This window comes from uncultured Pseudoalteromonas sp., from assembly GCF_963922945.1.
Classification (GTDB): domain Bacteria; phylum Pseudomonadota; class Gammaproteobacteria; order Enterobacterales; family Alteromonadaceae; genus Pseudoalteromonas.
On sequence record NZ_CAWUKC010000150.1, the window covers coordinates 1 to 3,388 of the forward strand.

The window sequence follows — 3,388 nt, forward strand, 5'->3', positions numbered from 1 at the left end:
CGAATTTTTTCTTTGGTGGCCTGATCAAACATAATATGAAATAGATCATCTCCATCGTGCCATACTCTAAACTCGGCTCGCTGGCGGTAGTTAATTGGCTCTGAGCTAAATACCTCTAATTGTTGCACACCAAAGCGCTGAAACTGCGATGTAATGCGTTGTTCTTTTTCAGCTAACTGCGCATCGTACTGTGTGGTATCTATTTTAATCACTGCCATTAATACTACTACCTTATCTATGAGATCTATTTATCGGCGCTATTGTAGGGAGCGATGTGTATTTGTCTAGTTTTGCCGATAATAAACTTGCTGTTTTTTTACACATACCCTTTAGTTTTATAAGTTATAGCCGATAATAAGCTACGTATGTAATGGAGGTGGATCATGAAAATCGGCAATTATGGCTATACGCCTAACAACCAGGTTAATAAATTCAGTAATAAAGAGGCGCTACAGCAGCCAACAATCCAATCTCCGCAAGAGAGTTCATTACAACGAGGCAGAGAACTTGCTGCAAAAGTGCTAGGCGACAAAATGGCAGAGCAGCTCGGTTTACCTGTTGAGAAAAAACAAGCTGATAAACCTTTATTTGATTTTGATGAAGTTATTAAAAATGTACTCGACTTTGTATCTGGCGCAGTCAATAAAGCCAAAGCAAATGGTGCCGACGATGATAAATTAAAAAATATGTTAGCCGATGCGCGTACGGGTGTTCAAACAGGTATTGACGAAGCGGTCGATGAATTAAAAGGCACCGGCGTATTTAACGAAGAAATGCAAGAAGGCATCGATAAATCAAAAGAGGGTATTTTTGAGGGACTTGATGAGTTTGAGCAAACTCTATTTAACCCGCAGCCGCTCAGTGTTAGCGTAAGCCAAGCGCAATATGTAAGCATGAGCAGTAATGCCGAATATAAATTTACAACAGCCGAAGGTGATGAAGTCAGTATTAGCTTTGCTAATGCATATGAATCAAAAACAGCTAGCGGGTATCAACAAAGCAACAACAGTGAATCGTTTGCCAGCTCATCGTCGCAATCTCAAGAGCTGTCTTTTTCAATGTCAGTTAATGGTGATTTAAATGAGCAAGAGCAAGATGCTATTAATGCTATGATGGAAGAGCTACAAGGTGTAAGTAAAACATTCTTTAGTGGTGATTTGGATGAAGCATTTGAAAAAGCACAAGAGCTGAGCTTAGGCAGTGAGCAACTTGTTGCATTTTCAATGGATCTCCGTCAAACAAAAACAGTCGCTACGGTTAAAAGTTATGAGCAATACCAGCCAAATCCTGTAAAAGAAGTCGCTGATGTAATAGCACCATTTAATGAGGATCTAAAAAATGCATTTGATCAAGCATCGCAACTAGGCCTACAAGATCAGCTTGCCGGTATTATAGAGTGGCTAAATCAAGATCAAGCCGCGGTCGATCAGCTAGTTGACTACACCCAGGCAATGTTTGACCACTTAAACCAACTCAATTCAGCCGGCGATTCACTTCAAGAGCTAAAGTCTGAGTAAGACTAAACTGCTTTCTTTTATAAATACCTCATGGCAAACTGCCGTTCTTAATAAATAATAGGAACCACAGTTTGTCAGCCCACATAATGGTATTTGATTCAGGTATTGGTGGCACCACCGTGCTTGAGCATATTCAAAAGCGTATTCCTAATGCCCAGTACAGCTATTTTATGGATAATGCGTTACTCCCTTATGGCGCACAAACCCAACAGACCATTATAAGCCGCTTATGCTCACTCATTTATTTTATTGAGCAAAACGCGCTTGTTGTCGATCTTATTGTTATAGCCTGCAATACAGCCTCTACATCAGCTTTAAGTGAAGTACGCAAAATTACATCAATACCTATTGTGGGTGTTGTGCCTGCAATAAAACCCGCTGCACAAGTATCTCGTACAAAACACATTGGCTTATTGGCAACCCCAGCCACAGTGGCAAGCCCTTATACTCATACTTTAATCAAAGAGCATGCGAGCAATACTGAGGTTAGCTTATATAGTAGTGTTGAGCTGGTGGCATTGGCAGAGCAGTTCTTTTTCACCCAACAGCTCAATACACATAAATTACACAAAGCACTTATGCATTTAGGTATCCACTCAGATATAGACGTACTGGTACTCGGCTGTACACATTTTCCAATTCTCAGTGATGCCATACAAGCGTACTTTAATAACACAGTGCAATTACTTGATTCTGGCGCGGCGATTGCCAGCAGAGTGAGTTACCTATTAGATCAGCATAACCTAAAAAGTAAATGGGCGGGTGAAAAAAAGCCGCTGCACTATTATGCAACGGCTGATATATTAAGTAATAAGCAAGTAATAAAGGACGTTACACTGATTGATTTGTCCCAGTACGTAAAGAGCTAGCGTCATCTTCTTGTTTTTGTTTTGCTTCACGTACCTTCAAAGTACGCTGTTGGAACTCACTATCATTTAACTTAGTTATTGCATTGTCTGCATCTGCTTGCGCCATTTCGACAAAACCAAAGCCACGACGTTTGCCAGTATTTTTATCTTTTAATAAGCGTACGTTGAAAACTTTACCTTGCTCTTCAAACAAAGCGCGAACAACCCCTTCATTTGCACGATAAGGGAGATTACCAACATATAGTGTTTTTGTTTTTACTTCAGCTTCTTCACCACCCTCAGATGACATTGCTGCAATAGTAACTCCGCCAATTAATAAGCCAGCACCAAACAGTAGCGCGGGGCTTAAAGCTAAGCTACCTAAAGCAAACTCAACGATAACAAAACCAGCTACAGCAAGAATAATAGAGAAGACAAAAGATTTTTGATCGGGTAATTTCATTTTAGATCTACCAATATACAGGAAATAAACATTAATTTAACATTGTGAACTTGCTATCTTAACGTCTTAAACGAACATAGCAATGAAATTTGTATTAAATAATAAAAAATAGATTGAAAAATAACCGTATTCGTAAGTGATATAGCCGCTTTTGGGATGTTTTGTTCTATTTTTGTTCAAACAGTAAAAAGATCTAAAAAAAGGGTTGATCTGTTTTCGGATCTCCCTATAATGCGACCCCACTGAGACGGGGAACAGCAACGCATAGCGAAGCAGGAACTGCTCACAGAGTTAAGTAAAACTTAGGTTTTAAATAATCGTAAGAAAGTTTGAAATTAAGTGTTGACTCGAAAAATAAAGGATGTATTATACGCATCCCTAGCGACAACGTCGCAACGTTCTTTAACAATATAAAGCAATCATCTGTGTGGGCACTCGTACAGATTGAGTTCTAACAGCCAAGCTACTTAGGTAGTGAGGCAAACAAATTTAGAGTCTCAATTGAAACTGAGTGACCAACAGAATAATTACTTAGGTAGTTATTCAGCACAGTCAATTCA

The 3,388-nt window shown here is 39.3% G+C and carries 3 protein-coding genes and 1 pseudogene; 2 read left to right on the plus strand and 2 right to left on the minus strand.

Annotated elements, in window-relative coordinates; genetic code table 11:
- Positions 1 to 218, minus strand: a pseudogene (locus tag AABI99_RS17715) (tRNA (uridine(54)-C5)-methyltransferase TrmA); the annotation flags it as partial.
- Positions 219 to 383: 165 nt separating this feature from the next.
- On the opposite strand from AABI99_RS17715, the gene AABI99_RS17720 reads away from it, so the two are divergent.
- On the plus strand, positions 384 to 1,517 hold the full coding sequence (locus AABI99_RS17720; RefSeq protein WP_338367444.1) for a DUF5610 domain-containing protein: 1,134 nt from the start codon (positions 384 to 386) through the stop codon (positions 1,515 to 1,517).
- Positions 1,518 to 1,588: 71 nt separating this feature from the next.
- Positions 1,589 to 2,386 carry a glutamate racemase gene (murI, locus tag AABI99_RS17725; RefSeq protein ID WP_338367445.1) on the plus strand — a complete coding sequence of 266 codons (798 nt, stop codon included), beginning with the start codon at positions 1,589 to 1,591 and terminating at the stop codon, positions 2,384 to 2,386.
- Here murI and AABI99_RS17730 read toward each other — a convergent pair.
- Positions 2,349 to 2,828, minus strand: a complete 480-nt coding sequence (locus AABI99_RS17730; protein WP_338367446.1) for an RNA-binding protein — start codon at positions 2,826 to 2,828, stop codon at positions 2,349 to 2,351. The two genes, murI and AABI99_RS17730, sit on opposite strands and share 38 nt — an antisense overlap.
- Between the last annotated feature and the right edge of the window lie 560 nt (positions 2,829 to 3,388).